24 protein-coding genes are annotated in these 23795 nt (G+C 69.7%); 10 read left to right on the plus strand and 14 right to left on the minus strand.

Annotated elements, in window-relative coordinates; all coding sequences use genetic code 11:
- Positions 1–92: 92 nt before the first annotated feature.
- On the plus strand, positions 93–1439 hold the full coding sequence (locus tag OG966_RS18670) for an MDR family MFS transporter (protein ID WP_326650833.1): 1347 nt from the start codon (positions 93–95) through the stop codon (positions 1437–1439).
- Between the two features lie 251 nt (positions 1440–1690).
- On the opposite strand, the gene OG966_RS18675 is transcribed toward OG966_RS18670, so the two are convergent.
- The 3 genes from OG966_RS18675 to mshA form a co-directional block, all read right to left on the minus strand.
- Positions 1691–3364: a glycosyl hydrolase family 28-related protein gene (locus tag OG966_RS18675; RefSeq protein ID WP_326650834.1), complete on the minus strand. Its 1674-nt coding sequence runs from the start codon at positions 3362–3364 to the stop codon at positions 1691–1693.
- 246 nt (positions 3365–3610) lie between these two features.
- Positions 3611–4099 carry a YbjN domain-containing protein gene (locus tag OG966_RS18680; RefSeq protein WP_326650835.1) on the minus strand — a complete coding sequence of 163 codons (489 nt, stop codon included), beginning with the start codon at positions 4097–4099 and terminating at the stop codon, positions 3611–3613.
- On the minus strand, positions 4092–5432 hold the full coding sequence (gene mshA / locus OG966_RS18685; RefSeq protein ID WP_326650836.1) for a D-inositol-3-phosphate glycosyltransferase: 1341 nt from the start codon (positions 5430–5432) through the stop codon (positions 4092–4094). Before mshA ends, OG966_RS18680 begins: the two co-directional genes overlap by 8 nt.
- 160 nt (positions 5433–5592) lie before the next feature.
- On the opposite strand from mshA, the gene OG966_RS18690 reads away from it, so the two are divergent.
- From OG966_RS18690 to OG966_RS18700, 3 genes are all read left to right on the plus strand, one after another.
- Positions 5593–6375, plus strand: a complete 783-nt coding sequence (locus OG966_RS18690; RefSeq protein WP_326650837.1) for a class I SAM-dependent methyltransferase — start codon at positions 5593–5595, stop codon at positions 6373–6375.
- Positions 6376–6575: 200 nt separating this feature from the next.
- Complete coding sequence (locus tag OG966_RS18695) at positions 6576–7646, plus strand: C40 family peptidase (protein WP_326650838.1); 1071 nt, start codon at positions 6576–6578, stop codon at positions 7644–7646.
- Positions 7647–7881: 235 nt separating this feature from the next.
- The gene (locus tag OG966_RS18700; protein ID WP_326650839.1) at positions 7882–9138 is read left to right on the plus strand and encodes a PP2C family protein-serine/threonine phosphatase; all 1257 of its coding nucleotides are present in this window, start codon (positions 7882–7884) and stop codon (positions 9136–9138) included.
- Positions 9139–9168: 30 nt separating this feature from the next.
- Here OG966_RS18700 and OG966_RS18705 read toward each other — a convergent pair whose 3' ends face one another.
- The 3 genes from OG966_RS18705 to OG966_RS18715 form a co-directional block, all read right to left on the minus strand.
- Entirely contained in the window at positions 9169–9510 is a 342-nt protein-coding gene (locus OG966_RS18705; protein WP_326650840.1) for a DUF2516 family protein, read from the minus strand.
- Between the two features lie 140 nt (positions 9511–9650).
- Positions 9651–10244, minus strand: a complete 594-nt coding sequence (locus OG966_RS18710) for a hypothetical protein (protein ID WP_326650841.1) — start codon at positions 10242–10244, stop codon at positions 9651–9653.
- 25 nt (positions 10245–10269) lie between these two features.
- Positions 10270–10722: a helix-turn-helix domain-containing protein gene (locus tag OG966_RS18715; RefSeq protein WP_326650842.1), complete on the minus strand. Its 453-nt coding sequence runs from the start codon at positions 10720–10722 to the stop codon at positions 10270–10272.
- 132 nt (positions 10723–10854) lie between these two features.
- Here OG966_RS18715 and OG966_RS18720 point away from each other — a divergent pair, with 132 nt between their 5' ends.
- From OG966_RS18720 to OG966_RS18735, 4 genes are all read left to right on the plus strand, one after another.
- On the plus strand, positions 10855–11721 hold the full coding sequence (locus OG966_RS18720) for an oxidoreductase (RefSeq protein WP_326650843.1): 867 nt from the start codon (positions 10855–10857) through the stop codon (positions 11719–11721).
- A gap of 256 nt (positions 11722–11977) precedes the next feature.
- A complete protein-coding gene (locus tag OG966_RS18725) occupies positions 11978–12943 on the plus strand; it encodes a helix-turn-helix transcriptional regulator (protein ID WP_326650845.1) in 966 nt (321 codons plus the stop codon).
- 209 nt (positions 12944–13152) lie between these two features.
- On the plus strand, positions 13153–13659 hold the full coding sequence (locus OG966_RS18730; RefSeq protein WP_326650847.1) for a DinB family protein: 507 nt from the start codon (positions 13153–13155) through the stop codon (positions 13657–13659).
- Positions 13660–13826: 167 nt separating this feature from the next.
- Positions 13827–14798 (plus strand): zinc-binding dehydrogenase, encoded by a 972-nt coding sequence (locus OG966_RS18735; protein ID WP_326650848.1) that lies wholly within the window; start codon positions 13827–13829, stop codon positions 14796–14798.
- A 100-nt stretch (positions 14799–14898) separates the two neighbouring features.
- On the opposite strand, the gene OG966_RS18740 is transcribed toward OG966_RS18735, so the two are convergent.
- The 3 genes from OG966_RS18740 to OG966_RS18750 all read right to left on the minus strand — a co-directional run bounded on the left by OG966_RS18740 (position 14899) and on the right by OG966_RS18750 (position 18109).
- Positions 14899–15954, minus strand: coding sequence for a phosphotransferase (locus OG966_RS18740; RefSeq protein WP_326650850.1), 1056 nt, complete (start codon positions 15952–15954; stop codon positions 14899–14901).
- Positions 15955–16174: 220 nt separating this feature from the next.
- On the minus strand, positions 16175–16891 hold the full coding sequence (locus OG966_RS18745) for an HAD family hydrolase (protein ID WP_326650851.1): 717 nt from the start codon (positions 16889–16891) through the stop codon (positions 16175–16177).
- Positions 16892–17113: 222 nt separating this feature from the next.
- Positions 17114–18109 (minus strand): winged helix-turn-helix domain-containing protein, encoded by a 996-nt coding sequence (locus OG966_RS18750; protein ID WP_326650852.1) that lies wholly within the window; start codon positions 18107–18109, stop codon positions 17114–17116.
- A gap of 250 nt (positions 18110–18359) precedes the next feature.
- On the opposite strand from OG966_RS18750, the gene OG966_RS18755 reads away from it, so the two are divergent.
- Positions 18360–18527, plus strand: a complete 168-nt coding sequence (locus OG966_RS18755; RefSeq protein WP_326650853.1) for a hypothetical protein — start codon at positions 18360–18362, stop codon at positions 18525–18527.
- Positions 18528–18574: 47 nt separating this feature from the next.
- Here the strand turns inward: OG966_RS18755 and OG966_RS18760 are convergent, their stop codons facing one another.
- The 3 genes from OG966_RS18760 to OG966_RS18770 form a co-directional block, all read right to left on the minus strand.
- Positions 18575–19819 (minus strand): GNAT family N-acetyltransferase, encoded by a 1245-nt coding sequence (locus OG966_RS18760; RefSeq protein WP_326650854.1) that lies wholly within the window; start codon positions 19817–19819, stop codon positions 18575–18577.
- 63 nt (positions 19820–19882) lie between these two features.
- Entirely contained in the window at positions 19883–20842 is a 960-nt protein-coding gene (locus OG966_RS18765; RefSeq protein WP_326650856.1) for an asparaginase, read from the minus strand.
- A gap of 43 nt (positions 20843–20885) precedes the next feature.
- Positions 20886–21608 carry an RsiG family protein gene (locus tag OG966_RS18770; RefSeq protein WP_326650857.1) on the minus strand — a complete coding sequence of 241 codons (723 nt, stop codon included), beginning with the start codon at positions 21606–21608 and terminating at the stop codon, positions 20886–20888.
- A 117-nt stretch (positions 21609–21725) separates the two neighbouring features.
- Between OG966_RS18770 and dtd the strand changes: the two genes are divergently transcribed.
- Positions 21726–22151: a D-aminoacyl-tRNA deacylase gene (gene dtd / locus OG966_RS18775; RefSeq protein ID WP_326650858.1), complete on the plus strand. Its 426-nt coding sequence runs from the start codon at positions 21726–21728 to the stop codon at positions 22149–22151.
- Between the two features lie 93 nt (positions 22152–22244).
- On the opposite strand, the gene ygfZ is transcribed toward dtd, so the two are convergent.
- Together ygfZ and OG966_RS18785 are read right to left on the minus strand one after the other, a co-directional pair.
- The gene (gene ygfZ / locus OG966_RS18780) at positions 22245–23210 is read right to left on the minus strand and encodes a CAF17-like 4Fe-4S cluster assembly/insertion protein YgfZ (protein ID WP_326650859.1); all 966 of its coding nucleotides are present in this window, start codon (positions 23208–23210) and stop codon (positions 22245–22247) included.
- Positions 23211–23219: 9 nt separating this feature from the next.
- The gene (locus OG966_RS18785) at positions 23220–23657 is read right to left on the minus strand and encodes a Fur family transcriptional regulator (RefSeq protein WP_326650860.1); all 438 of its coding nucleotides are present in this window, start codon (positions 23655–23657) and stop codon (positions 23220–23222) included.
- Positions 23658–23795: the final 138 nt, after the last annotated feature.

Consider the following 23795-nt stretch of genomic DNA (forward strand, 5'->3'; position numbering starts at 1 on the left):
TGACGGTCGGCGTCAATTGACTGGCGGCGCAGAGCGTCGCGCTTGTAATGTGCGGATGCCTGCCAAGCCACTTACACCCGGGGGGAATCCGCATGTCCGTCGCCGGTCTGAGACGTGCCGCGAGCGAGAGCGTCTCGGGGCTGCCCCGCGAGTTCTGGTGGCTGTGGACTAGCACTCTGGTCAACCGGCTCGGGGCCTTCGTCGCGACGTTCATGGCGCTGTACCTGACCCTGGAACGGGGCTACTCACCCTCGTACGCGGGACTTGTCGCCTCCCTGCACGGCCTCGGCGGTGTCGTCTCCTCGCTCGGCGCGGGTGTGATGGCCGACCGGCTCGGCCGGCGGCCCACCATGCTGATCGCACAGAGCTCGACCGCCGCGTCCGTGGCGCTGCTCGGCTTTGTGCAGCACCCGGTGGCCATCGCGGCCGTCGCCTTCCTGGTGGGTATGGCGTCCAACGCGTCCCGGCCCGCCGTGCAGGCGATGATGGCCGACATCGTCCGTCCCGAGGACCGGGTGCGGGCCTTCTCGCTGAACTACTGGGCGATCAACCTCGGATTCGCCGTCTCCTCCGCGGGCGCGGGCTTCATCGCCGAGTACAGCTATCTCGCCGGCTTCCTCGGCGAGGCCGTGATGACACTGATCTGCGCGGTCGTCGTCTTCGTCAAGCTGCCGGAGTCACGGCCACAACGGGCGAAGGCCACCGCGGACGAGCCCGCCGAGCCTGACGTGAGCATGGGGACCGTGCTGCGCGACGGGCGGTTCATGAGCGTCGTCGGGCTGTCGTTCCTGATCGCGCTGATCTTTATGCAGGGGCATGTGGCACTGCCGCTGGCGATGGGCGCGGACGGCTTCAGCAGCTCCGACTTCGGCATGGCGATCGCGGTCAACGGCGTACTGATCGTGGCCCTGCAGATCCCGGTCACCCGCTTCATCGAGCACCGCGATCCGCGTCGGCTGCTGATCATTTCCGCGGTGCTCGCGGGGTACGGCTTCGGACTCACCGCTTTCGCCGGGTCGATCGCCGTGTACGCGCTGACCGTCTGCGTGTGGACGCTGGCCGAGATCATCAACGCGCCGACCCAGACCGGGCTTGTCGTGCGGCTCTCGCCGCTGCACGGACGTGGCCGCTACCAGGGGATGCACACGCTGTCCTGGTCGGTGGCGGCGCTCATCGCCCCGCTGATGTCCGGTTTCGTCATCGACCGGTACGGGGCGGACTGGCTGTGGGGGATGTGCGCGGTGCTGGGGACGGTGGCGGGGCTCGGGTACTGGCTGCTGATGCGGAACCTGCCCGCGGAGAGTGCGACGGGCGCGGCGGGCGCAGACGCGCCGGCCGAGCGGATCGCGCCGGCCCGGCGGATCGAGGACGGCCCGGCGGATGTCGCCGGGCCCGTGCCCGCCGCCGGAGTGGCCAGCCCGCCTGCGTCCGTCCCGTAGGAGCCGCTGGGTTCCTGGGCGTCCGGATTGCCGGTGACGGATCGCCGCGAGAGCCGGCGTCTGGTTCGGCGCGCCCCTGGTGACGGCGGCGGGCGAACCGGGACCGGAGAGGTCCCTGTTGTCGCTCATGCAGCGATCTTCGGCCGCGCGGGTGCGTCGCGCATGTCCGGCTGAGCAGCGGTCAGACGCGGGCGACCAGACGCGGGAGATCAGGCGCGGGAGATCAGGCGCGGGAGGTCAGGCGCGGGAGGTCAGGTGAGGAGCGCCCGCTGGGCCTCGTACAGATTGCCCGGACACACCCCGCCCGGCTGTCCGTACGCCTCGATGCGCGAGCCGAGGGGCCCGCTGAAGTCCGGTACGTCGATCTGGTCGAACTCACGGACCATGCTGATGGCGACGGTCGCGCTGTACGGGGCGATCTGGTCGATCCTGATCAGGCCCGCGCGCTCGTTGGTGACGGTGACGTTCCAGTGGGTGAACCGGGCTCCGTACAGCGGTCCCGCGCTCGCGTCGCCGCCGTGGCGGCCGTTGTTGTCCACCGTGATCTCGGTGCGGACGTTGGCGAACGGCATACCGCGGTGCGTGTCGAAGGTGCCCGTCTCCATGTTCCCGCGCGACCAGACGTTGTAGCTGGACAGGCCCTCCACATTGATGCCATGGAGCTGGGTGTTGGCGGGGGCCGGGACGGTGCGCCGCGCGATGGCGAAGTCCTCGATGAGGTTGTCGTGCGAGCCCTCGCGGCAGAAGTACGGGTGGTGGGAGCCGCGGCCCTCGACGCGGGTGCGGCGCAGGGTGCAGGCGGAGGCGGCTACCAGGCCGAAGCCGTTGTCGACATGGCGGACGGTGATGTCGTCGGCCCAGCAGTCGTACGCGCACTGGAAAGTGACGCCGTTGTAGCCCTTGTCGAGGAGGTGCTGGGACTGCGGGGTCTCCATGGCTTCGAGGGTGAGCCCTTCAACACCGGAGCCGGTGAGCGGAGTGACGAGAGTGGTGATCCTCGGGTCCCATTCGGGGCGTACGTCGAGAGGCAGCGGCCGTTCGAAGGTGACCTTGTTCCGTTTGACGGCCGTGAGGCGTACGGGCCATTCGTAGGGGACGTAACTGGTCAGCTTGGTCTTGTCGTCCCAGACGTACTCCTCGGGACCCGCGCCGCCGCCGGCCATGTGCTCCAGGAGGGTGTGGCCGGCGTCGTCCGCGAGGCGGAGCAGGACGAGCTGTCCGCGGCGGAGACGGGAGGCGTCGGGGACGGTGACGGACCGGTCGCCGCGCCTGGCGGGCCTGACGGTGGCGAGGGTGCGCCACTCGTCGCGCTTATTGCCGGTCCAGCCTTCGAAGGGCCACGCCTTGGCCTTGATGGCGGTGGTGAGGCTGTCCCAACGGCCCTTCGGGCAGAGCCAGATGAGACCACCGGCCCAGGACCAGGACGACTTGTCGCCGCCGTAGCGGCTGCCGTACACGCCGATGAGTTCGGTGAGGTTCTTGGTGGCGTAGAGCTTGGTGCGGGTGCTGCCGGCGCCCTTGAGTACGACGTTGCCGTGGCCGATGCGGATCAGGTCGTCGATGCGGTAGGTGCCGGCGGGGATGAGGACCGTGCCGCCGCCGCGTTCGCCCACGGCGGCAACGGCACGGTTGATCGCGGGGGCGGAGTCGGCGGAGCCGTCCGGTTCGGCGCCGTAGGCAAGGACGTTGGCAACGACGGGGCGTCGGGGAAAGCGGTGGGCTCCGGCTCGTTGACCTGCCCGGCCTACGAAGGGGATCTGCGGGTGGCTGTAGGGGTTCCGGCGGAACTCGGCCCAGAGGGGAGAGGGGGCGGGGGGCGCGGTGGCGGCGACGGCGGTGCGCGTGCCGACGACGCAGGCGGTCGCGACGGCTGTGGCACTGCCGAGCAGACTCCGTCTGCTGATGGCGCGTCGACCGGTCTCCATGAGCCCACCCCTTCCACGTATATGAACGACGTTCATATGAGCGTCTGCGGTGAGCATGCCATGAGCCCGCGGCCCGCGGGAAGGGGTCGTGCGGGGTCTTGCGCCGGGGCCGAGGTGCGGAGTCCTGCCGGGCGCGGACTCCCGGAGTCTGCCGCCGATCCCCCAGGATTCGCCGGTGGAAACCGCCCACGGACAGCAACCACCAAAGCTCCCGGGCCCACCCTCACCACATGACCGGGCAACTCCCTACTTGGTCAGGTTGGTGAACGCATCCAAATTCCGGGTCGACTCTCCCCGCGACACCCGCCACGCGTACTCCTTGCGGATCGCGCTCGCGAACCCCATCTCCAGCAGCGTGTTGAAAGCGCCGTCCGCCGCCTCCAGGACCGAGCCCAGGAGGCGGTCCAGTTCCTCCGGGGTGACCACGGAGAGCGGGAGCCTGCCCACCAGGTAGATGTCGCCGAGGCGGTCGATCGCGTAACTCACGCCGTACAGGCGCAGATTGCGCTCCAGCAGCCAGCGGTGGACCACCGCGTCGTTCTCGTCCGGGTGTCGGACCACAAACGCGTTGATCGACAGCGAGTGCTTGCCGACGAGCAGCGAGCACGTCGTCGACAGCTTGCGCGTGCCAGGGAGTTTCACCACGTACGAGCCGGGCTCCGGGCTCTCCCACTCGAGTTCCGCGTCCTTGAGCGTCTGCTCGATGACCTGGGCAGCCTGCCGTACGTCAGCCATGGTGCGAGCGTACCCGGCGGCGGTGTTCGTACATCGCCGCCGTGTAGACATCCGCCGTCGCCGACGCCGCCGTGTCCCAGCCGAAGGACTCCGCGTGGCGGGCCGCCGTCGCGCCCATCCGGGCGGACAGGGCCGGATCGACCAGCAGACGGTGCAGCGCGGCCGCGTAGTCCTGTGGGTCGTGGCCCGGGACCAGGAGGCCGGTCAGCTCGTCGCGGACTGCCACCGGGAGGCCGCCGACCTCCGCCGCAACCACGGGCGTCCCGGTCGCCTGGGCCTCGATCGCGACCAGGCCGAAGGATTCGCTGTACGAGGGCATGACCAGCGTGGACGCGGCCCGGAACCAGTCCGCGAGGAGGTCCTGGCCGACGGGCGGCTGGAAGTGGACGACATCCGCGATGCCGAGGCGGGCGACCAGTTTCTGCAGGCCTTCGGGCTTGGCGAGGCCGCTGCCGCTCGGGCCGCCGACTATCGGCACGAAGAGCCGGGAACGCAGGGAGGGGTCGCGGTCGAGCAGCAGCGCCACGGCGCGGAGCAGGATGTCGGGGGCCTTCAGCGGCTGGATGCGGCCCGCGAAGAGCGGGATGAACGCGTGCTGCGGCAGCCCGAGGCGGGCCCGGGCGGCGGCGCGGCCGTCCGCGGGCCGGAAGCGTTCCAGGTTCACGCCGGGGTGGACGACGGCGACCTTCGCCGGATCGGCGTCGTAGAAGCGGACGAGTTCGTCGGCCTCCTCCGCGGTGTTGGCGATCAGCCGGTCCGCGGCGCGCACTATCTGGGTCTCCCCGATGACTCGGGACGGCGGCTCGGGGGTGTCGCCATCGGCGAGCGCGGCGTTCTTGACCTTGGCCATGGTGTGCATGGCGTGGACGAGCGGGACGCCCCACCGCTCGGCGGCGAGCCATCCGACATGGCCGGAGAGCCAGTAGTGGGAGTGGACGAGGTCGTAGTGGCCCGGGCGGTGGCCGGCCCAGGCCTGCATCACGCCGTGCGTGAAGGCACACAGCTGGGCCGGGAGGTCTTCCTTGGCGAGGCCCTCGTAGGGCCCTGCGTCGACATGCCGTACGAGCACGCCGGGAGCCAGTTCCACGACCGGAGGCAGCCCGCCCGCGGTCGCCCGGGTGAAGATCTCGACCTCGATATTGATGGCGGCGAGCCGTTTGGCGAGTTCGACGATGTACACATTCATGCCGCCGGCGTCGCCCGTCCCCGGCTGGTGCAGCGGGGACGTGTGGACGCTGAGCATGGCGACCCTGCGCGGCTTGCGATGACCGCCGGGGAACCGGATCCGCGGTGCCACCAGGCTGCCGCCGAGGCGGGAGACGTACTGGCTCACGTCGGCGTTCCTCCTCGCTGCGGGCACGGCAGGCTGCGGGGCGTTAGCAGCCACCAAAGCCTCACAACAGCGGACTCCCGTCTTCCATTTCCAGCCCCCCTTCGCTTTGCCAAATCATTACCGTCCGGAAGCCGTGTCACGACCGCATACCCTCACTTTCATGACTCGTCCCGTCGGCACCGCGACCCGCGGGACGACCAACCCCAACCGGCTGCGGCGTATGGACCGCTGGATCGCCGCGACGCACGGACCGGCGCTGCGCCGCGGCGACGCGCCCGTCGCCGTCGATCTCGGGTACGGCGCCGCCCCCTGGACCGCGCTGGAGCTGATGCAGCGGCTGCGCAAGGCCGAGCCCCGCTGCCAGGTCGTCGGGATCGAGATCGACCCGGCACGGGTGGCCGCTGCGAAGCCGTACGAACGCGAGGGACTCAGCTTCCGGCACGGCGGCTTCGAGGTCCCGCTGGAGCGGCGGCCCGCGCTCATCCGGGCGGCGAATGTGCTGCGCCAGTACGACGAGGGCGAGGTCGCCGCGGTCTGGGCGCGGCTCCGCGCGCGCCTCGCGCCCGACGGGCTGCTGGTCGAGGGCACCTGCGACGAGATCGGGCGGCGGCACGTCTGGGTCGCGCTCGGCCCGGAAGGCCCGCGCACGCTCACCTTCGCGACCCGGCTCGGCTCCCTGCAGCGTCCGTCCGATCTGGCGGAACGGCTGCCGAAGGCGTTGATCCACCGCAATGTGCCGGGCGAGCCGGTGCACGCCTTCCTGCGGGACTTCGACCGGGCGTGGGCGGCGGCCGCTCCGTACGCCTCGCTGGGCGCCCGGCAGCGCTGGATCAGAGCCGTACGGGACATGGCGGTCGACTGGCCGCTGGCGGACGGCCCGCGACGGTGGCGGCAAGGGGAAGTCACGGTGAACTGGGCGGCACTCGCCCCCAATTCCGTATGAACAGGCGCGAACGAGGGAACGCGGAGGGCCCGTTGTTCGTCCCTGACGAGTGGGATTGATCCACCAGTCGGCAGATCGGCACCCGTCGTCCCTGTCGCTTTTGCGGACGTCGTGGCACCATCGCGACGTCGCCCGTAAGTTACTGACGGTAAATCATATTCAGGTGTACTGACGTTCGCCCGGAGTCTGAAGGGGGAGTCGTGAACCGACGTCGCTGTGCCACTGCCGCGATCACTCTGGTCTGCGCACTGACCGTGCTGGCGTCAACCGGCCAGGCTTTCGCGGCCCCCGAGCCGCCGCCGCCAAGCAGGGCGGGCGCCGCCGAGGACGCACCCAAGAAGTCGCTGGAGGAAGTGCGCCAGGAGATCGAAGCCCTCTACCGCAAGGCCGCGTCCGCGACCGACGCGTACAACCTCGCCGAGGAGCAGGCCGACAAGCAGTCGGCCGAGATCGTCAAACTCGCGCGGGAGATCGTCAAGGGACAGGCCCGGATCGACGACCTCAAGAACCGCGCGGGCGCCGCCGCCCGCGCCCAGTACCGCGACGGCGGACTGCCGCCCGAGGCGCGGCTGGTGCTCACCGACGATCCGCAGCTGTTCCTGGACGGGGCGGGCCGGATCCAGCAGGGCCAGAAGGCCACCAGGGACCTCCTCGGCGAACTGACCAGGACACAGGCCGACTTGGCGGCGTACACCAAGGACGCGAGCGCCCAGTGGCGGAAGCTCGAGGCCAACCGCGTCAAGCAGGCCAAGGCCAAGAAGGAGATCAACTCCCAGATCGCCGCGGCCAAGAAGATAGAGGACAAGCTGGAGAAGGAGCAGCGGGAGCGGCTCCTCCAGTTGGAGCGGAACGCCGAGTACAAGGCACAGACGGCCTGGCTGAGTTCGGGCGTACTGAAGGAGATCAGCCGCAGCGCGAGCCCGCAGGGCAAGAAGGCGGTCCAGTTCGCGACGGCGCAGATCGGCAAGCCGTATGTGTGGGGAGCGGAGGGCCCGGGGTCGTACGACTGCTCGGGGCTGACGTCACAGGCGTGGTCGGCGGCGGGGAAGGGCATCCCGCGCACCTCGCAGGAGCAGTGGCGGCTGCTGCCGCGGATCGAGATCAAGGACTTGCGGCCCGGCGACCTGATCATCTACCACGCGGACGCGAGCCATGTGGGGATGTACATCGGTGACGGAGCGATCGTACATGCGCCGCGACCCGGGAGGAATGTGACGATTACGGGCGCTGGTTCGATGGTGATCCTCGGAGTTGTACGCCCGGACAAGTGACACACATGAGTAACTCGGATGAGTGACGCGTGAAGAAATGCGTCAGAGGGGTGACGAACGCGTGATGTTCGTCATGGCCTCTTGAGCAAGTACCTCCCCATGCGCGGCATATGACAGTGGCTCTTCACACTTCACCATTCCGCTCCGACACCCGGTACCGCTATGGTCCCGGTCTGGTGAGGCGTCGATCGTCGCTGCACCGCGCCCTCGGGGGGAGGGAAGGAAACCAGGAACGATGCCCGTACCCGTACCGCGACAGAGGGGTGTCCCCGTCGCGGAGACCGACCGTGGGAGCGCCTGCGCCGCCGGCAGCTCCAGCGGCGGCGACCTCACGCTTCTGGTGATCGAGGACGACCCGGCGGGTACCTTCACCGTCCCCGAGCTGCTCGACGCTGCCGGCACCCGGGTCCGGATCCGCACCGCCCGCAACCTGACGGAGGCGGAGCGGCTGCTCACGGACGACGTCCACTGCATCCTCGTCGACCTCGCCCTGCCCGGACCCGGCGAGGAGGAGCTCGCCCCGCTCAAGCACGTCCTGCGCCTCGCGCCGCGCCACGCCGTCCTCGCCCTGACCACCTCGGGCGACGCGGAGCGCGCGGCGGAGGCGGTACGGGTGGGGGCACAGGATCATCTCTTCCGCGACGAGCTCGACGGACGGCTGCTGAGCCGTGCCATCCGGTACGCCGTCGAGCGCAAACGCGCCGACACGGCCCAAGTGAAGCTGGCCGAGTCGAGGCTCCGCGCCCAGGAGAACGCCCGGCTGGAGCGCGGTCTGCTGCCCACTCCCCTGCTCCAGGGCTCGGATCTGCGGTTCGCCGCGCGCTACCGGCCCGGACGCTCGCGGGCGCTGCTCGGTGGAGACTTCTACGACACGGTCCGCACCGCGGACGGCACGGTCCACGCGATGATCGGTGACGTCTGCGGCCACGGCCCGGACGAGGCGGCGCTCGGCGTCGAGCTGCGCATCGCCTGGCGGGCGCTGACCTTCGCGGGCCTGTGCGGGGACGAGCTGCTCTCCACGCTGCAGCAGGTGCTGGAGCACGAGCGGGAGAGCGAGGAGATCTTCGCGACGCTCTGCACGGTCGACATCGCGCCGGACGGCCGGCGGGCCGGACTCTGCCTGGCGGGCCACCCGGCGCCGCTGATCGCCCGGCACGGGCGGCCGGCGCAGCTGCTTCCGTACGACGACAACGGCCCGGCGCTCGGCCTGCTGCCGCGCGCCCGCTGGCCGCGCCGCCAGGTGGAGCTGGGCGCCGCGTGGAGCCTGATGATGTACACGGACGGGCTGATCGAGGGCCGCCGGGGACCGGACGCGAAGCAGCGACTGGGCCAGGACGGGATGGTCGAGATGATCAACCGGCAGCTGGCGGCGGGCCTTGAGGGCGAGTCGCTGCTCGAGGCGGCGGTCTCGGAGGTGCGCGATCTGAACGGCGGGGAGCTGACCGACGATGTGGCGGTGCTGCTGCTGAGCAGGCACGGGGCCCGCAGGTAGCCCGCGGGCGGGCCGGCGGGCTACCGGGGTCTACCGTCCGCCGTTGTACGGCCCGTACGGGCCGTCGCTGCTGGAGCCGCCACCGCGGCGGCCACCCCTGCCGGAGACCTGCTTGAGGGCGGGCCGCACGTCCACGAAGAAGACGATGGAAGCGATCAGTCCGGCGATCGACAGGAACAGCACGGAGACGAAGAGGTTCACCGCGACCGTGATGCCGAGGATGATCAGCCAGAAGGACTTCTTCTGCTTGTCGGCGGCGCGGTAGGCGTCGTCGCGGGCCATGGCCGCCATGATCAGCGCGGTCACCGACGTGCCGAGGAAGACAAGGTCGAGCACGAGCCAGAGCCCGAAGTCGAATCCCGCACGCAACATGCTGAGCACCGCCTCATCAGTGATTTGTAGCGCCTCGCGGCCAAGGTACCGGGAGCGAGGTACCGGGAGCGAGGTACCGGGAGAACGAGCCGGACACCCCAATGGTGCCCGGCCCGTCCTCTCGTACGCCTTACCAGGTGTTACTTGGCGGACTGCGGCGAGGGCTTCTTCGTCGCCGTCGTCTTGCGCGCCGGGACCTTGCGGGCGGCCGCCGGAGCGGGCTTCTTGGCCTCGGCCTTCACCTCGGTCTTCCCGGTGGCCTGGGCCGCGGGCTTGTCGGCGTTCGGCTCGACGGCGACGGCGATCTCGGCGATCTCCTCGGCCGCCTCGCCGCGCCACGACTTCACGACCTGCTCGCCCTGCTCGGCGACCTTCTCGTACGTCTCACGGGCCTTGACCGCGTACTCGGCAGCCACACCGACACCACGCAGCGCCAGGTCCTGAGCGGTCTCGCCGAACTTCTTCAGATCGGTGTCCAGGCTCTCGAGCACCTCGGTGACCTTGGCCTGCACGGTGGCCTGGGCCTCCTTGGCCTGGCTGGTCACCTTCTCCTGAACGGCCTTGGGGTCGGCGTTGCGCACGGCATCGATACGGCTCGGGGCCTCGGCCTTGAGCTGCTCGATCAGCGCGGGAACCTTCTTCGCCTGCTGGACGGCGAGGTCGGCGGTTCCGGCCGCGAAGTAGAGGGGAGTCGGGTCGGTGAGGGTCTTACGCAGGTCATCGGTGATGGCCATGACTGTGGTCCTCCCGGATCGCAGATCAGTTTGAGGGTTGGTCGGCATCACTGCCGTCGGCCGTGCGGGGGCCTTCAGCGGCGGTGTCCATGGTGTCCGTGGAGTCCATGATGTCCGTGGAGTCGGTGTTCTCGAACCCGTTCTCCTTGCGGAAGGACTCGTAGATCTGCAGCAGCACCTGCTTCTGCCGCTCGTTGATCGAGGGGTCGGCGAGGATGACGGCACGCGTCTCCAGCTCCTCCCGCTCCCGCTCGTCAAGGATCCCGGCCCGCACGTACAGCGTCTCGGCGGAGATCCGCAGCGCCTTGGCAACCTGCTGCAGAACTTCCGCACTCGGCTTGCGCAGGCCGCGCTCGATCTGACTCAGATACGGATTGGACACCCCGGCGGCGTCGGCGAGCTGCCGCAGCGAGAGCTGCGCTGTGCGCCGCTGCTCACGCAGATACTCACCGAGATTGCCGACGTTGAGTGATGCCATGCCCCGATACTGCACTGTCGGTGCTAACTATTGCAAGCACATGCTTGCAATAGTGTTCCACGCAACATTGCGACTACCCATCGGGCAGACCGGGACAACGTCACGCGCCCGATCAGTGACGAAAGGGAGAAAATGACCAGCTCTGCCCCCGGCGGCGCCCTCACGCTCGCGGACGACCTCACCATCAGCCGCATGGGCTACGGCGCCATGCAGCTGGCCGGCCCCGGCGTCCTCGGTCCGCCCAAGGACCGTGACCAGGCCGTCGCGGTGCTCCGCGAGGCGGTCGACCTCGGCGTCACCCACATCGACACCAGCGACTACTACGGCCCCGTCGTCGTGAACGAGATCATCAAAGAAGCCCTGCACCCCTACCCCGCGGACCTCCGCATCGTCACCAAGGTCGGCGCCCGCCGCGGCGACGACGGCTCCTGGAACCCGTCGCTGGAGCCCGACGATCTCAAAGCCCAGGTTCGCGAGAACCTGCGGCACCTCGGCCTCGACGCTCTCGACGTCGTCAACCTCCGCCTCGGCTCCTTCGAGGGCGGCTCCGATGAGTCCATCGCGGAGCAGTTCGGTGCTCTGGCAGTGCTCCAGCACCAAGGGCTCATCCGTCATCTCGGGCTCAGCGGCATCTCCTCGGCGCAACTGACCGAGGCGCAGACCATCGCGCCCGTCGTCACCGTGCAGAACCTCTACAACCTCGCCGCACGGAAGGACGACGACCTCGTCGACCGGTGCGAGGCGGAGAACATCGCCTTCGCCGCGTTCTTCCCGCTAGGCGGCTTCAGCCCGCTCCAGTCCGAGACCCTCACCGGCGTCGCCGCCCGCCTCGAAGCCTCGCCGCAGCAGGTCGCTCTTGCCTGGCTGCTTCAGCGATCCGCGACGACTGTCCTCATCCCGGGCACTTCGTCCGTGGCCCACCTTCGCGAGAACATCGCCGCAGCGAGCCTCGAACTCCCGGCCGATGCGGTAGCGCAGCTCGACTCCATCGGCCGGTAGGAGCCCCGCCGCTACGCAGCCGTCGGCTCGCCCAGGATGGTGACGGCGCCGTCCACTACGGGCTTCCGGCTCGATCCGCACCATCTGCACCCGCGCCTCGGTACGGCTCGGCTCCAGCCTCCGAAGGCCGCCGTGAGACGGCCGTCAACTGCTCGCGGGCGGTGGCGAGGGCCTGCCTGCGCCAGCGGCCCGTCCGACATTCACGGAGACCGAACTGGCCATATCCTGACCGGTTTCCGAGGAAGAATGATCTGCTGTGAGAGCTGATCGTCTGGTGGCGACCCTGCTGTTCCTGCAGACGCGGGGACGGGTGACCGTGGCCGAGGTGGCCGCGGAGCTGGAAGTGTCCGAACGCACCGCCCGGCGCGACCTTGAGGCGCTCGCGACCTCCGGCATTCCCGTGTACTCGCAGCGCGGCCGCGGCGGCGGCTGGTCACTGGTCGGCGGGGCACGGACCGACCTCACCGGGCTGACCGCCGACGAGATCCGGGCACTGTTCCTGCTCGCGGGACCGTCGTCCGCCACGCCCGAACTGCGGACGGCTCTGCGCAAGCTGGTACGGGCGCTGCCGTCGACACTGCGGTCCGGTGCGGAGGCCGCCGCGAACGCCGGTGTCACCGACGACACGGACTGGTCGCGCTCCCCCGTCACCGCCTCGGCACCCCATCTCGACGCGCTCCAGAGGGCGGTGGTGGAAGGCACGCAGATCCGCCTCGGATACGCGCGCCCCGGCAGACCCGCGGGCGAGCGTACGGTCCATCCGCTCGGCCTCGCGTCCAAGGCGGGCGTCCGCTATCTCGTCGCGGGCACGGCCCAAGGCCTGCGGACCTTCCGCCTCAGCCGCGTCATCTCGGTCACCCCGACCGGCGATCCGGTCGTCCGACCGGACGGCTTCGACCTGCCAACGGCCTGGCGTTCCCTCGCCTCGGGAATGGAGGACCGCATGCTCGCGGCGACGGTACGCGCCCGGGCGGAGAGGGGCGCCGAGCCGGTCCTGCAGGGGCTGTTCGGCGGGCGGCTGCGGATCGCCGGGTCGCCCCTTGCCGACGGCCGGCTGGAGATCGAGATCGACGGCCCGTCACCGGAGATCGTGGCGGCGCAGCTGGCGGGGCTGGGAGCACGCGTCGAGGTCCTGGACCCACCGGAGGCCAGGGAGCGGCTCGCGCAACTGGCGGCCGAACTCACCGCCGTCTACGGGCAGTCACTCGACCCAGCGGAGTAGACGATCACTTGGTGGTCGCGGTGGTCGCGGTGGTGGCGAGGGCGTGCAGGGCCGTCGTGCGGATCGCGGAGTATGCGAGAGGATCAGATCAGGACCGCAGCACCGCAGCACCGCAGCACCGCAGCACCGCAGCACCGCAGCACCGCAGCACCGCAGCACCGCAGGACCGCAGCACCATCGCACCGCAGCAGCGCCGAGAGGAATGCACAGTGACCGTCGAACGCATAGGCCCGCCCCTGACCGGAGGCGAACGCGAAACGCTGCGCGCCTTCCTCGACTACCACCGCGCCACCCTCGCCATGAAGGCCGACGGCCTCTCCGACGAGGACCTGCGCCGCCAGTCCATGCCACCCTCGACGCTCTCCCTGCTCGGCCTGGTACGGCACATGGCCGAGGTGGAGCGCGCCTGGTTCCGCCGGGTGATCAACGGGGAGGACATCCCGTACGTCTGGTCGGACAAGGGCGACTTCCAGGAGGCGTACGACGCGAGCGAGTCCACGCGCTCGGAGGCTTTCGAGGCCTGGCAGACGGAGATCGAGCACTCACGCCGGATCGAGGAGCAGGCCGAGTCCCTCGATGTGACCGGCTACCAGACCAAGTGGGGTGAGGACGTGTCACTCCGGCTGGTGATGCTGCACATGATCCATGAGTACGCCCGGCACAACGGCCACGCCGACTTCCTCCGCGAGGGGATCGACGGCACGGTGGGTGCCTAGTTCCTACGGTGTCCTGACGCGTTCGAGCTCCGGCGGCAGCGGACGAGGGGCGGCACTCCCCAGGCCCATCTCACCGCCAACTCCGCAGCGTACGAAGTCGGAGTTGACCTCAATCGCAGTTGAGGTTCCAGACTTCTCGCAAGTTATCGAATTGGGGAGTGGACGGCATGCGCGTAGCACAGGTGAAGGAATTCGGCGGCCCTGAGGTTCTGGTCACGGCGGAGGTCCCGGATCCACTGGCGGGTCCGGGCGAGGCGGTCGTGGCTGTCTCCGCGGTGGACACGATCTTCGTGGAGACGCAGGTGCGGTCCGGCGCGTTCGGCGAGCACTTCGCGGTCCAACCACCGTATGTGCCGGGCGGCGGCATCGCGGGTACGGTGCGCGCGGTCGGCCAGGGGGTGGACAAGGCGTGGATCGGCCGCCGGGTCATCACCGCCCTCGGCTTCACCGGCGGCTACGCCGAGCAGGCCGTGGCCCCCGTGGCCAAGCTGGTCCCTGTCCCAGACGGTCTCGGACTGCAGGAGGCCGCCGCCCTGGTCCACGACGGCGTCACGGCCTGCGCGCTTTTGGAGTCCACCGGCCTCGGCGCGGGCGAGCGGGTGCTGATCCTGGGCGCATCGGGCGGCATGGGCACTCTGCTTGTACAGCTGGCGAAGGCCGCCGGGGCGGAAGTGACCGGGGTGGCCCGGGGTGAGCGGAAGACGTCCCTGGTGCGGGAGTTGGGTGCGAACGTGGTCGTGGACGCGACCCGGGACGACTGGGTCGCACAGACCCGCGCGGCGCTGGGCCCGGCCGGCGCGGACGTGGTGCTCGACGGGGTCGGCGGCGCTCCGGGCCTGGCTGCCTTCGCGCTGACGGCGGACGGCGGGATCTTCTCGGCGCACGGGGCGCCGACGGGCGGCTTCGCTCCGGTGGATGCGGCGGAGGCGGAGCGCCGTGCGATCAAGCTGCTCGGCATCGGGGACGTACAGCTCTCGGACGAGGAGTACGTGCGCCTGGCGGCGAAGGCCCTGGAAGAGGCGGCCGCGGGCCGGCTGCGACCGGTGATCGGCGGCACGTTCCCGCTGACGCGCGCGGCGGAGGCGCATGCGGCGATCGAGGCACGGACGCTGCGGGGGAAGGTGCTGCTGACGATGTGAGCGCGGTGGGCTCGGGGGGCGAGGTGAGGCGGAGCCGTGGACGGCGCTGTTGTGGCGCGAGGGGATTCCGGCGGTGGCGCTCGCGCTGTCGGGGGTGCTGTCAAGGGTCCGTACGGCCTGGGTACGCACGGAGCCACCGCATATACGCGGCCATGACCTGCCGGAGTGTCGGCACTTCGGACAGACCCAGCGGCTCGGCAGCCGCCTTGAGAACGAGATGGATCCGCCAGGCGGCCCGGGGCAGCAACTGCCAGTTCGGCTTCGGGCCGGAACCCAGGGCCACAGCCGTACGGATCACATCCGTGTAGACGGACTGCGCCCGCTTGTAGGAGAGCAGCACCTGAAGGTCCTGCTCCCATCCGTCGGAACTGCCGGGCCGCACGCCCTCCACAGCCGCCCGCCACACTTCCTTGACCCGCTCTTCCTCCTTCTGCGAGTAGCGCATCAGATGGAGGTGCGTCGCCAGGTCGTAGAGCGGATCACCGATCGCGGCGAGCTCCCAGTCGATCGTCCACAGGTCGCCCGCGGGATCGACGATGAAGTTCTCCCGGTGGAGGTCGCCATGGATGAGAGCGAAGGGGCGCGATGCAAGTCTCACCGTCGCTCTCTTCAGCTCCTCCAACGGGTTTTCAGGGACGCCGAGTTCATCGAAGAGCGTCCCGAACCGGCCGGCGTTCTCGCCGTACACCTGCTCTTCAGTGAAGCGGATGAGCCCGCGCAGGAAAGCGCCCGAGTCGGCGTCGGTGTCCGTCTCGGTCTCGGTATCGGTGTCGGTGTCGGTCGGCCGATCGGCGACGGCGGCGTTCCGTCGTATGTCGAGTTCATCCGCCTTGACCCCCACCAGCTCTTCAAACAGCCGGCCGAGTTGATGGAGATGACGGTCCGAGAGCGGCCTTCTGGAAAGCGTCCGCCCTTCGATGAACCCCTGCAGACAGACGTTCTCCGCGACCTCGAAGCACTCCGGAATACGGGCGATCCGGCCGCGCAGCGCGATGAGGAGCCGGTCCTCCGAGGCGAAACACCGACGGTCGAACCAGAGCAGTTCCTCGCGCGGCGACCGCAGCTTGCCCCGCTCGAACCTTGTGGCCAGCGGATTCTCGGCGGGCAGCGGGAAGGCGTACGTCTCATGGTGGTAGCCCTTGAGGGGCCCCTCCACGAACCGATCGTCCCGGCTCAGCCCGGCTGCTTGCCGGCGAGCCTCGGATGCCGCCTCGACTGTCATGTACGCGTGCCCTCGGTAGTCCGCCCGGATCAGCAACTGACTGAGGAAGTTACCGCTCCCGCCGGGGCGGAGGCGGGAGATTCCGGGGAAAGATCACCAGCAAGGTCCATCGCGCCGGTGATCCGATTCCCACGCGACAGGCACACCTCGCCCGTTACTCCACCCTGAGGCCCGGCTCGACGGCGTCGAGCAGCTGCCCGAGCGAGGACACTTTCAGCATTTCCCCGACAGCCTCCAGCCGTCGCCGCTTCGCCTGGTTACGCGCGTAACCGAGAAAGCGAACCCCGAGCTCCTTGGCTGCCTCGTAGTCCGCGGGCGAATCCCCGATCATCAGGGATTCCTCCGCTGTCGAGCCCGTGGTCTCCAGAGCCCGCCTCAGGCAGTCCGGATTCGGCTTGAGCAGTCGCGGGTCGGGCATACGGCCGTGCACATGCTCACCGAAGAAGTCCGTGAGCCCCTCACGGTCGAGATAGCTCCGTACGGCCCTCGCAGAGTTGTTCGTCGTTATGGCCAGCCGGAAACCCACCGCGCTGAGCCGGCGTATCAGCCTGTTCGCATCCTTGGTCGGGTGCGCTGTCACCGAGGCACGAAGCTCCTCGGCGGTGAGCAGCTCCTCCAGGTGCCCCACCAGTTCGCTGCCCCGGTGTCTGTCGTCGGCCGCGCTCAGGATGGCATGCGGATCGTCGACGGAACCCTCGGGCACCGGCACCTCGTCGTGGAAGCGCTGCTGGATCCAGTCCCTGAGTTCGGCGGCCACCGCAGGGGCCGTGTGCCTGGCGAAGAGCTGGCACACGGGGCCGTCGAAGTCGAGGAGCACGCACTTGACGGCGGCGAGGAGGTCGCGCAGATCGGTCGCGCGCGGTTCAGTCACATCGCTCCGTCCATCGGGGCCGAGAACACGGTTCCGGTGCCTTCACATGCCATCTTGCCCGCAACAGCCTTGGCCGGTTGCGTGGTTGGGGAGGTGCGGCCATGTCGGCGCGACTGAGAACCCTGGCTCCGTTTGCGGCGGACCGCCGGGAACCTCGGCGGACCGGCACGCTGTGCGGCGCCTCGATCCTCCTGGTGCTCCTCCTCCGGAACTGGTGGCTGGTCAGCTCCCGAGGGTGATCCCCTTGGCGAGCGTGCCCCACAGACCGTCGAACCACTCCTGCGCCTGGGTCACAAACGCCTCGTCCCACGTCCCTTCGCCGCGTTCGAAGGGGAAAAGCATCGAATCGCTGCCGAGCGCGTCGTAGATCTCCATGGGTGTGTCGTCGATCTGCTCTTCACGCTTCTTGATCTGATAGAACGCGAAGAATGCCTTGCATCCGTTCAGCAGATAGAGCTTCACGGGCGGAGTGAAAGGCAAAGCCTTCAGCGTCACCTCGACGTCGATGCCGCGGGTGCTGCGCAGGGCGCGCAGGCTCTGCCGCAGGACGGCGCCGTGGCTGTTGCGCAACGACAGCCAGTGCTCGTGCACCAGCCGCCCGTCGCCGGATTCCTCCTCGGTCGGCCGGGGAAAAGCGAGCTCCAGGTCCCGGGAGGGCACCATCACCCGGACCTTCACCGTCTCGGGCCTGATCTGATCCGAGCGAATGGCCTGCAACGGCTCGGCGAGTGCCAGGTTGAGGGACTCCGACGTCAGACAGATCGCATCGATACGGACATGGGGCGCTTCGAACGCCTCCATGACGCGGGTCCCGAGCGTGGCGGCGGTCTGCTGGGGCTCGCCGGTGGCCGGAACCGCTTCGGACGAGGGCACGGCAACGCGTGCCGGAGGCACGCGCTCCGAGGCGACGGGCCAGGCATCCTCACCGTCGTCGTCAATATGGCCGCCACCGTCGGCTGTCACCACCGGCGCACCCCGCTCGGCGTTCACAAACGTCCCACTGCCCTGGCGGGTGACGATCAGCCCCATTTCCCGCAGCAGGTCCAGCGCCTGAATCACGGTGGCACGGGAGACCTGGTACTGCGTGGCCAGTTCACCCTGCGTGGGCAGGCGCTCCCCCGGCCTACGAGTCCCGTCGTTGATCTCCTTGCGCAGCTCGTCCGCGACCCACCTGTACCTGTACGTGGTCTCTCTCGGGGCAGACCCATGGCTCGTCACCCCACAACCTTACAACTCCCCTACGGCAAAGCAGAGATGCCCCACACAACCGAACAACTAGGATCCCGGACTCAGCGAGACAACCGAATGACCATACAAGTTTGCGGACATACCCCAGGAGGGCATTAATCAATCAGGTCAACCGGTTGAATTTGTATGGCAGTTGGAGCTCAGAACAAGGCTGCATCTCGTCCCAGCCGCACAACGGTGTGCGGGCACCGGCGCCCCTCCCCTGAAGGAGTGACCACCAATGCCCCTCTTCACCCTTGTCTTCGAGCAGTACGTGCAGTGGCGGTTCGGCTTCATGGCCGCGCTGGGACTCACCCTCCTGACCATCGGAGTGAAAGCCGAGAACCCCACCTGCGCAGGCATCGGCGGCATCCTGCTGGTGGCTCCGGCCATGACCGCCGGCACCTGACAGGCCGCCGAGCCTCGGCCGCCCGCCCGGGCATCACAGCGCAGGAGTCAGAAGATGTCCGGGCACCAAGGCCGCCTCGACGTCCGGAACAGCGCGTCAACCGTCCCCGCCGCCCGCGGCGGCCCCTCCTCCACCAGGCCCAGCGCCGCCAGCCGTACCGCCGACTCGTCACCCAGGTACAGCGCGCCCAACTCCCGTACATCCAGCGCCAGATCGGGCGACTCCCTCGACGGAACACACACTGCCCCCTCCGGCGACGCGTCCAGGCGGAAGCGGCCGGCCGCCAGGCCCGCCGTGTCGCGGATGTCCAGGACCAGGGTCGCGGCCGTCCCGTACGTACGCGCCTCCAGGGCCCGCACGACATCCAGGATCCGCACCCACAAGAAGTCCGCCTGCGTCAGGATCCTCGCCGCGCGCGGATCCGGGAGCAGCAGCGGGAGCAGGTCGTCCGGGGCGCGGTAGCCCGACTTGACCGTGGTGATCCAGTCCACCGAGCACACGAAGTGCCACAGCGCACGCTCCGCCGACGGCGTCAGCGCGATCATGTCCCGGACCGTCGCCGTGTTCAGCGGCTGCTTGGCGTCGCCCCACTTGTCGTCCGCCCGGTAAGCGAGCAGGCCCTCGACCTCGCCGGCCGACGAGCGGTAGACCGCGTAGAACCGCTCCGTCCAGGGGTCGCCCGTCAGCGCCGCCTGGCCCGTGTTGACCTGCCACCAGCGCTCGTCGCGGTTCACCGCGCCCGGCTGCCGGGCCGCGAGCCGTGCGTGCAGTTCCGGGCCGAGCTTGCGTACGTCCGTACCGTCGACCAGGTCGATCCGGCCGCCGTCGTCCGGGCCCGACCAGCGCGGGTCCAGGCCGGTGCGCGGGACGTCGACCACCCACTCGGTGATCCAGGTGGCCGGACCGTAGCCGTACCGGCCGTAGATCGGGTACTCCGCGGCGATCAGCGTGGATACGACGTCCCCCCGCTCCTTGGCCTCCGCCAGGTCCGCGGTCATCATCCCGCTGAGCAGGCCGCGCCGGCGGTGTGTGGGCGAGACGGTGACATTGGAGACCGCGCTCGCCGGAAGGGCGGCGCCGCCCACCGCGGTGAGCTGCTGGGCGAAGGAGCGGAACGTCGCCACGCAGCGGCCGTTGTCGAAGACACCGCGGACCCGCGAGAGATCGGTGTGCGCCAGGCGTTCGGCGATCTCCCCCTCGGAGAACACCGGTGGCCTCAGGAATCCGGTCGACAACGCCCGTAGCCAGTCGGCGAATTCTGACTCGGTGACAGTGCGGGTTTCGACACTCATGTGTCTCACGCTAGGCCGAACGCCGAGCTGCTCGCATCCGGGTTTCCGGCAGCCCCGGGCGACTCAGAACGCCGACCGGATCTCGCCGACCTCCATGCCGCCGCCCAGCAGCGGCGTGTGCCCGATCCGCGCCACCACTCCGGCGTCCACACCCAGCAGCTCGAGGCCACGGGCCAGCACCGGGCCCAGCGCCCGCGTCGAGCCGTCGTCCACCTTGAAGGCCAGCGCGCGGCCGTCCGCAAGCGCCACCGCCTGGACCGCCTCCGCGCCCATCTTCGACAGCGTGCCCGGCACCTCGCGCATCAGCCAGGTGTCGGGGCGGCGCGTACCGGCGACGTACTCGGGGTGGGCGCGCATCGCGTCCGCGACCCGGCGCTCGGCCGAACCCTGCTCGGCGAGTACGAAGTGGCGGAAAGCGCGGGCCAGTCCGGTCAGGCTGATCGCCATCAGCGGAGCGCCGCAGCCGTCCGTGCCGACCGCCGTGACCCGCTCACCGGACACGTCCTCGACCACGTCGTGGACCAGCTGCTGCAGCGGATGCCCGGGGTCCAGGTAGTTCGTCCTGTCCCAGCCGTTCAGCGCGCAGGCCGCCAGCATCGCCGCGTGCTTGCCGGAGCAGTTCATCGTGACCTTGTCACGGACCTGGCCCGTCGCGAGATACGCCTCGGCCTCGGCCGGGTCCAGCGGCAGGTCCGGCGGCGTCTGCAGCTCATCGGCCGCCAGCGTGTGCTCGGCGAGCATCTTCCGTACGAGATCGAGGTGAAAGCCCTCTCCCGAGTGGCTCGCGGCAGCCAGCGCCAGCCGCTCCCCTGAGATGTCGAGCCCGGCGCGCAGGACCGCCGCGGCCTGCATCGGCTTGTTGCTGGAGCGCGGGAAGACCGGTACTGACGGGTCCCCGAGCGCGAATTCCACACTGCCGTCCGCCGCCAGGACGACGAGCGACCCCCTGTGATGGCCCTCGACAAAGCCGGAACGAACGACTTCGGCGAGGACCGGGGGTATGGCAGTGGTGGAGGTGCGCATCGTGGGCCTTCCGGGGCGTGAGCCCGCTCCCGGAAGGATCGCTTCAGGTGAGCAGGTCGTCTACTTGTGCTTCGCCTTCACGGTACCTGCGGGCGATCTCGGCACTGCAATCGTCCGCCGTGCGCTGCAGCAGCTGACGGCTGCGTGAGACCTGCTGCTCGTAGCGGATCAGCCTGCCCATGGCCGCGTGCAGCTCCTCGTCCGTACGGGCGTCGAGGTCGGAGAGCTCGACCTCGGAGAGCATGTCGGCGGCCAGCCGACGGTACTCCTCGCTGTGCGGTGTGGAGAGCGTCACGTGCCGTGCCGACGAGCGGTGCCGCGAGGGGGCGTCGGCCAGGATCTTCGACAGCCGGTCCACGACGGTGGTCTCCGGGACGACCGGCGTCTGAGGGTCCGTACGCCGCGCCAGCTCGGCCCGCAGGATGTCGATGCGGCCCTGGAGCAGCCGCCGCACATAGCTGAGGTCCGCCTCGTCGCGATGCGAGTCGCGGCGGAGAATCCGCAGCTCAGGCAGGAGCAGTGCCGCGAGATCGTGCTGCGGGGGCTCAGGCACGACGTCCCCGGAACGCTGCTGGGACTCAGGCACGGCATCCCCGGAACGCTGCTGGGACTCAGGCACGGCATCCCCGGAACGCTGCTGGGGCGGTCGCGCGGCACGTGAGCGGCCGGCACAGGTCGGAACGGAAAGCGGCGGTGGATGCGCTGCAGGCAGCGGTGTGGGAAGCGATACGGGACCGGACGGCTGTCCGGCGCCAGATGTGCTCATGTGCGTATGTCCGTCCCCTCGACCGGTGCGGCTGCACCGCCTCCGTGCATGGTGCCACTCCGGAAGGTCCCGACGCAGGTGCTCTGCACCCGTTCAGCCCCAGATAGGTTGGTCTGTATGCGTGCAGTGGTGCAGAGGGTCGACGGCGCGAGCGTCGTCGTGGCGGGCGAGACGGTCGGCGAGATCGTCGGCGAAGGGCTGTGTGTGCTGGTGGGAGTGACCCACGAGGACACCGGGGAGAAGGCGGCGCAGCTGGCCCGCAAGCTCTGGTCGGTCCGGATTCTGGAGGCCGAGAAGTCCTGCTCCGACGTGAACGCGCCCTTGCTGGTGATTTCGCAGTTCACTCTCTACGGGGACGCCCGCAAGGGCCGCCGCCCCACCTGGAACGCAGCTGCCCCCGGCGATGTGGCCGAACCGCTGGTCGACGAGGTGGTGGCGCAGCTGCGGGCGCTGGGGGCGCGGGTGGAGACGGGCCGGTTCGGGGCGGACATGCGCGTCTCGCTCACCAATCACGGCCCGTTCACCGTACTGATCGAGGTCTGAGTACGGAGCGCGGTCCGGGTCCGATCAAGGCCTCGGCACTCGCCGAGGTCCGGGCACGCGCCGAGGTCCGGGTACTCGCCGAAGCCCGCGGAGCTACGGCTCGACCACGAGCTCCTGCGAGGCCGCCGTGTCGCCCGCCAGCAGCTCCGCTTCCACCGGCACATTGCGCTTGACCAGAGCGAGCGCGATCGGACCGAGCTCGTGATGGCGGGCGGACGTGGTGATGAAGCCCAGCTGGCGGCCCTCCTCCCCGTCCGCAGCGAGCCGCACCGGAGTGCCGTGGCCCGGCAGGTGCACCTCACTGCCGTCGAGGTGCAGGAAGACCAGCCTGCGCGGCGGCTTCCCCAGGTTGTGGACACGCGCGACGGTCTCCTGGCCGCGGTAGCAGCCCTTCTCCAGGTGGACCGCGCTGCCGATCCAGCCCAGCTCGTGCGGGATGGTGCGGTGGTCGGTCTCGAAGCCGAGGCGCGGGCGGTGGGTCTCGACGCGCAGTGCCTCGTACGCCAGGATCCCGGCGACCGGGCCGTTCGCGGCGGCGTACGCCTCGAGGCCGGAGCGCGGCAGGAACAGGTCGCGACCGTGTGGGGTCTCCCGTACGACAACGCCATCGGGCACTTCGGCGATGGAGCCCGCGGGAAGGTGGACGACCGCGAACTCCTCGGTGCGGTCGGCGACTTCGACCCGGTAGAAGAACTTCATCGACTCCAGGTACGCGATGAGTTCCTGCTGCGTGCCCGGCTCGACATGCGCCCAGACCGTCTCGCCGTCGTCGACGAGATACAGGGCGTGCTCGATATGGCCGTGCGCGGAGAGGATCAGCGCCTCGGTCGCCTGGCCGACCGGGAGCTCGCTCACATGCTGGGTGAGCAGCAGATGCAGCCAGCTCAGGCGGTCGTCGCCGGTGACGGTGACGACGCCGCGGTGCGAGAGATCGACGAGGCCGGTGCCGCCCGCGAGGGCGCGCTGCTCGCGGAACAGATCGCCGTAGTGCGCGGCGACGCCTTCGTCATGGCCTTCGGCGGCGACCGCACCGGGCAGGGACAGCAGAGGGCTCTTCATGCGCTAAGCCTACGACTCGGTGGTCGAGGCCTCAGCAGTGCACTTCTTGCAGCGGCCGAAGATCGCGAAGTGCTTCATATCCGTCTCGAAACCGAAGGTCTCGCGAAGCTTGGAAGTGAACTCGGCGGCGACGGTGACATCCGCCTCGATCACATTCGTACAGTCCCGGCAGACCAGGTGGATGTGGTGGTGCCGGTCGGCGAGGTGGTACGTCGGGGCACCGTGGCCGAGGTGGGCGTGGGAGACCAGGCCGAGCTCCTCGAGGAGCTCCAGGGTCCGGTAGACGGTGGAGATGTTCACGCCTGAGGCGGTCTTGCGCACCTCGGAGAGGATCTCGTCGGGCGTCGCGTGCTCGAGCGTGTCGACGGCTTCGAGGACAAGCTGGCGCTGCGGCGTCAGCCGGTAGCCGCGCTGCCGCAGATCGCTTTTCCAGTCGGTGCTCACCACGCACCCAGTGTAGGCAGGCGCTTCGGCCGCGGGGAGCGGTTGTCGGCCTTGATCCCGCGGCGGGGCGGCGCGCGGCGAACGGCGGTCCGCCGCCGCGAGCACCGGACCCGTCGCCGCGGCGCCGGTGATCAGCGGCCG

The sequence above is a fragment of the Streptomyces sp. NBC_01750 genome (genome assembly GCF_035918095.1).
Taxonomy (GTDB): Bacteria; Actinomycetota; Actinomycetes; order Streptomycetales; family Streptomycetaceae; genus Streptomyces.

What these genes read in the sequence shown, in the direction of transcription:
- OG966_RS18670 (WP_326650833.1), top strand. Translation starts at nt 93, where the DNA reads ATGTCCGTCGCCGGTCTGAGACGTGCCGCGAGCGAGAGCGTCTCGGGG.
- OG966_RS18675 (WP_326650834.1), bottom strand. Translation starts at nt 3,364, where the DNA reads ATGGAGACCGGTCGACGCGCCATCAGCAGACGGAGTCTGCTCGGCAGT.
- OG966_RS18680 (WP_326650835.1), bottom strand. Translation starts at nt 4,099, where the DNA reads ATGGCTGACGTACGGCAGGCTGCCCAGGTCATCGAGCAGACGCTCAAG.
- OG966_RS18690 (WP_326650837.1), top strand. Translation starts at nt 5,593, where the DNA reads ATGACTCGTCCCGTCGGCACCGCGACCCGCGGGACGACCAACCCCAAC.
- OG966_RS18700 (WP_326650839.1), top strand. Translation starts at nt 7,882, where the DNA reads ATGCCCGTACCCGTACCGCGACAGAGGGGTGTCCCCGTCGCGGAGACC.
- OG966_RS18705 (WP_326650840.1), bottom strand. Translation starts at nt 9,510, where the DNA reads ATGTTGCGTGCGGGATTCGACTTCGGGCTCTGGCTCGTGCTCGACCTT.
- OG966_RS18710 (WP_326650841.1), bottom strand. Translation starts at nt 10,244, where the DNA reads ATGGCCATCACCGATGACCTGCGTAAGACCCTCACCGACCCGACTCCC.
- OG966_RS18715 (WP_326650842.1), bottom strand. Translation starts at nt 10,722, where the DNA reads ATGGCATCACTCAACGTCGGCAATCTCGGTGAGTATCTGCGTGAGCAG.
- OG966_RS18720 (WP_326650843.1), top strand. Translation starts at nt 10,855, where the DNA reads ATGACCAGCTCTGCCCCCGGCGGCGCCCTCACGCTCGCGGACGACCTC.
- OG966_RS18735 (WP_326650848.1), top strand. Translation starts at nt 13,827, where the DNA reads ATGCGCGTAGCACAGGTGAAGGAATTCGGCGGCCCTGAGGTTCTGGTC.
- OG966_RS18755 (WP_326650853.1), top strand. Translation starts at nt 18,360, where the DNA reads ATGCCCCTCTTCACCCTTGTCTTCGAGCAGTACGTGCAGTGGCGGTTC.
- OG966_RS18760 (WP_326650854.1), bottom strand. Translation starts at nt 19,819, where the DNA reads ATGAGTGTCGAAACCCGCACTGTCACCGAGTCAGAATTCGCCGACTGG.
- OG966_RS18765 (WP_326650856.1), bottom strand. Translation starts at nt 20,842, where the DNA reads ATGCGCACCTCCACCACTGCCATACCCCCGGTCCTCGCCGAAGTCGTT.
- OG966_RS18770 (WP_326650857.1), bottom strand. Translation starts at nt 21,608, where the DNA reads ATGAGCACATCTGGCGCCGGACAGCCGTCCGGTCCCGTATCGCTTCCC.
- dtd (WP_326650858.1), top strand. Translation starts at nt 21,726, where the DNA reads ATGCGTGCAGTGGTGCAGAGGGTCGACGGCGCGAGCGTCGTCGTGGCG.
- ygfZ (WP_326650859.1), bottom strand. Translation starts at nt 23,210, where the DNA reads ATGAAGAGCCCTCTGCTGTCCCTGCCCGGTGCGGTCGCCGCCGAAGGC.